Below are 3,390 nucleotides of genomic sequence, written 5' to 3'. Positions count from 1 at the left end.
GGCCGTATCGATGTTGTCGATCACGGTCTTGAGCGTTGCTTCGGTGTCCGCAGCGCTGATCGTGGCGCCGGTGACGGCCGTGATGGTGGCGTCGCCGGCAATATCCTTGGTCGTGACCGTCACCTCGTCATTCCCGGTCGTGTTGGCGCCGATCTGGAACAGCTGAGCTCCTGACCCGCCCGGTCCGGCAGTACCCAGAATGGCCTTGCCATTGAAGGTAGTGCCTGCAGCAACACGCTGTATTTCCTTGCCCAGCTCGGCGAATTCCTTGCCGATGGAGTCGCGGTCGTCGGAGGTGTTGGTGGCATTGCGGGCCTGCACGCCGAGCTCACGCATACGCTGCAGCGAGTCGCCGATCTTGCCCAAAGCGCCTTCAGCGGTTTGCGCCAAAGAGATGCCGTCGTTGGCGTTTCGCACCGCCACATTCATGCCGCGAATTTGCGACTGCATGCGTTCGGCGATGGCCAGGCCAGCCGCATCGTCCTTGGACGAATTGACCCGCATGCCGGACGACAGGCGCTGCATCGAGGTGGCCAACGAGAGCTGTGTGCCTGAGGCGTTACGTTGGGCGTTCAGCGAGGCAATATTGGTATTGATGACGGAGGGCATTTTCAATCCTTTTGGTGTCTAAGACTTGCCGGAAACCCGGACTCACGGTTCGATAACGAGGCTGCTTGAGTAAGCGGCTTTGCCAGCAAAGGGCGCGGACAATTCCACTCCTTTGCACCGTCCGCTGCCTGTCCTGTTAGCGCCAAAAATTGGCGATCTTCACAGGGCCGGGTAACCGGACCACGTAGTCCATTCATTTGCTCGGACCCGTTGACTTGTTATCGGTGACACCTTGGATTGACTTGAATTGTTTCTTTCAAAAAACGCCACCCAGCGCTGGATATTTCAGCGTGAGTGGCGTCAAGGGGCTTGTGCTGGAGGGGTGAGGCTATCCGTTCCTGCTCTTGCTTTTACTTCTACGGGTGTACTCAGGGCCAGCGCGGCTGGCCCGGGGTCATCGAAGCAAGGACAGCACTTGCTGCGGCATCTGATTGGCTTGCGCAATCATCGCCGTACCGGCTTGCTGCAAGATCTGCGAGCGGCTTAAGTTGGCGGTCTCCGTCGCGTAGTCGGTATCCATGATCCGGCTGCGCGCAGCGGTCTGGTTTTCCACCGACACCATCAGATTGGAGATCACCGCGTCAAAGCGGTTTTGCGAGGCACCCAGCGAGGCGCGCTCGGAGCTGACCGTGCTGATGGCGACGTCGATGTTGTCGATCACGGTCTTGAGCGTTGCTTCGGTGTCCGCAGCGCTGATCGTGGCGCCGGTGACGGCCGTGATGGTGGCGTCGCCGGCCATGTTCTTGGTGGTGACCTTCACCTCGTCATTGGTGGTTGTGTTGGCGCCGATCTGGAACAGCTGTGCTCCAGCATCGCCGCCCAGAATGGCCTTGCCATTGAAGGTGGTACCGGAAGCGACGCGCTGAATTTCCGCGCCCAGCTCGGTGAATTCCTTGCCGATGGAGTCGCGATCGGCGGAAGTGTTGGTGGCATTGCGGGCCTGCACGCCGAGCTCACGCATACGCTGCAGCGAGTCGCCGATCTTGCCCAAAGCGCCTTCAGCCGTTTGCGCCAAAGAGATGCCGTCGTTGGCGTTGCGGACCGCCACATTCATACCACGCACTTGCGTGGTCATGCGCTCGGCGATCGCCAGGCCGGCGGCGTCATCCTTGGCGGAGTTGACTCGCATGCCTGAGGACAAGCGCTGCATCGAGACGGCGAGCGAGTTTTGCGAAGTGGCAGCATTGCGCTGCGCGTTCAGTGATGCAACATTGGAATTGATGATGGCGGGCATGATGTGCTCCTGTTTCAGCTACGAAGATTCCCGGCTTAGCGCCGACGTGATTCGAAAGGTTCTCGCGAACTTCCGAGATTCGGGTCTTTGGTCTTGCGACCTCGACCCGCCTCGCCCGGCGCCAGGTGACCGTTGCTGCTCTGTGCTCCATCAGCTGTAGCACCTCAACATCGCGGCTTCCCTACCGGACCACGCATCTGTTTCCAGACCCGTTGAGTTGATATCGGTCAGCGCCAACTTGAACTTAAGCGCTTTTGTCAAGGGACTTGATCCGTGGATAAGTGGCGGGGTTCTGGCGCTGTTCTTGGATTCGCGGCGACCTTGCCCGGTTTGGGGCAGGTCGGCGCCAACAAACGGTTTTGATAAGCACCCGCTAGCGGGCGCTTTTTCGCCGAATGCCGCTTGCTGCCGACTCTAAAGTCGCCCTCATTGCGGTCGAGACGCGCGCGCAGGCGCCATCTCAATCAGCATTTGTTTGCGGCTGTGGTGAAGCTATGGCGCCGCGCGAGCACCTGACCTAACCTCTCGGAGATTGATATGCATGCAATGACGCAAGCGACGACCAAAGTCCCCCATCCCGCGATGGCCTTCAAGCCTGAGGCGCGGGGTATCAGTGCCGAGGCCGCCTGGCTGCTGGCGCAGGCCCGCAATGCGGCCTATGCCGAAGCCGCGCATGGGCGCGTCGGTCAGGGTTTGATGGTGTTGATGGACGCGCTGGAACAAGAGCCGATGGCGCATGACCTGCTCAGCGATATGGCGGCCCTGCTGTTGAGCGCGGGCGAGCTCAAACATGCCGAGTCTTATGCCCGGCAAGCGCTGGCCATTTCGCCCGAACATGGCGCCAGTCTGTACACCCTGGCATTCGCCCAAGGCGGGCAGGGTTCGGCACTGCAGGCCCTGCAAACGCTACGTCAGCTCCTGCAGGGAGACGCCTTGCTGAGCTTGATGAGCGAAGCGCCGGATCTGTATCCGGTGGCGCAGACCGAGCTGGCCCGGCTTGAGGCGCTGCTGGGCTGACAAGCTCGGTATTGGGGCTGCGAGCGCAAATGCGGGCAGCCCTGTAGGAGTTTTCCTGACAAGGCGCTGGGAAGAAGCCAGACTCAAGCGCTGGAGATAGCCTGATGTTGCGGCCCAGTTTGTGTCTTCACAATCCGTATCAAGTTGTTACCGGTTTGACCCCGGCGACTGAGACGAATAACGAAGTCCAAACCGGAGTCCTGACATGAACGCAGACCAAATCCTCGCCGAGATCCGTGAAGCCAATCTGTCCTACCTGATGTTGGCGCAGAACCTGATTCGCGCCGACCGCGAGCAAGCGCTCTACCGGCTGGGCGTGTCCGAGGACACCGCGACCTTGATCGCCACGCTGAGCCCCGCCCAGCTGATGAAGATCGCCTCCGGCAACACCTTGCTGTGCCGCTTCCGCATGGACGACGATCTGGTCTGGGGCCTGCTGACCAGCCACAGCAAGACTGCTGCCAACGACGGCGTCTCAAGACTTCACGCCAGCATCTTGATGGCCGGCCGCCACCAAGAAGCCGCCTGAT

The 3,390-nt window shown here is 60.6% G+C and carries 4 protein-coding genes; 2 read left to right on the top strand and 2 right to left on the bottom strand.

The genetic code is table 11. The features are described from left to right. Both RMO57_RS12830 and RMO57_RS12825 read right to left on the bottom strand, forming a co-directional pair. Positions 1–609 (bottom strand): flagellin FliC (locus RMO57_RS12830; RefSeq protein ID WP_310387179.1); only part of this gene is annotated, 609 nt, incomplete at its 3' end. A gap of 394 nt (positions 610–1,003) precedes the next feature. Beyond that, positions 1,004–1,843, bottom strand: coding sequence for a flagellin (locus RMO57_RS12825; protein ID WP_310387177.1), 840 nt, complete (start codon positions 1,841–1,843; stop codon positions 1,004–1,006). Between the two features lie 537 nt (positions 1,844–2,380). Between RMO57_RS12825 and RMO57_RS12820 the strand changes: the two genes are divergently transcribed. After that, positions 2,381–2,860, top strand: coding sequence for a hypothetical protein (locus RMO57_RS12820; protein WP_310387175.1), 480 nt, complete (start codon positions 2,381–2,383; stop codon positions 2,858–2,860). Positions 2,861–3,065: 205 nt separating this feature from the next. Then, positions 3,066–3,389, top strand: coding sequence for a flagellar transcriptional regulator FlhD (gene flhD, locus RMO57_RS12815; protein WP_310387173.1), 324 nt, complete (start codon positions 3,066–3,068; stop codon positions 3,387–3,389). The last annotated feature ends 1 nt before the right edge of the window (position 3,390 follow it).

Source organism: Roseateles sp. (assembly GCF_031397715.1).
In the GTDB taxonomy this organism is placed as follows: Bacteria; Pseudomonadota; Gammaproteobacteria; order Burkholderiales; family Burkholderiaceae_C; genus Paucibacter_A.
This window is presented reverse-complemented; position numbering and strand designations above follow the sequence as displayed.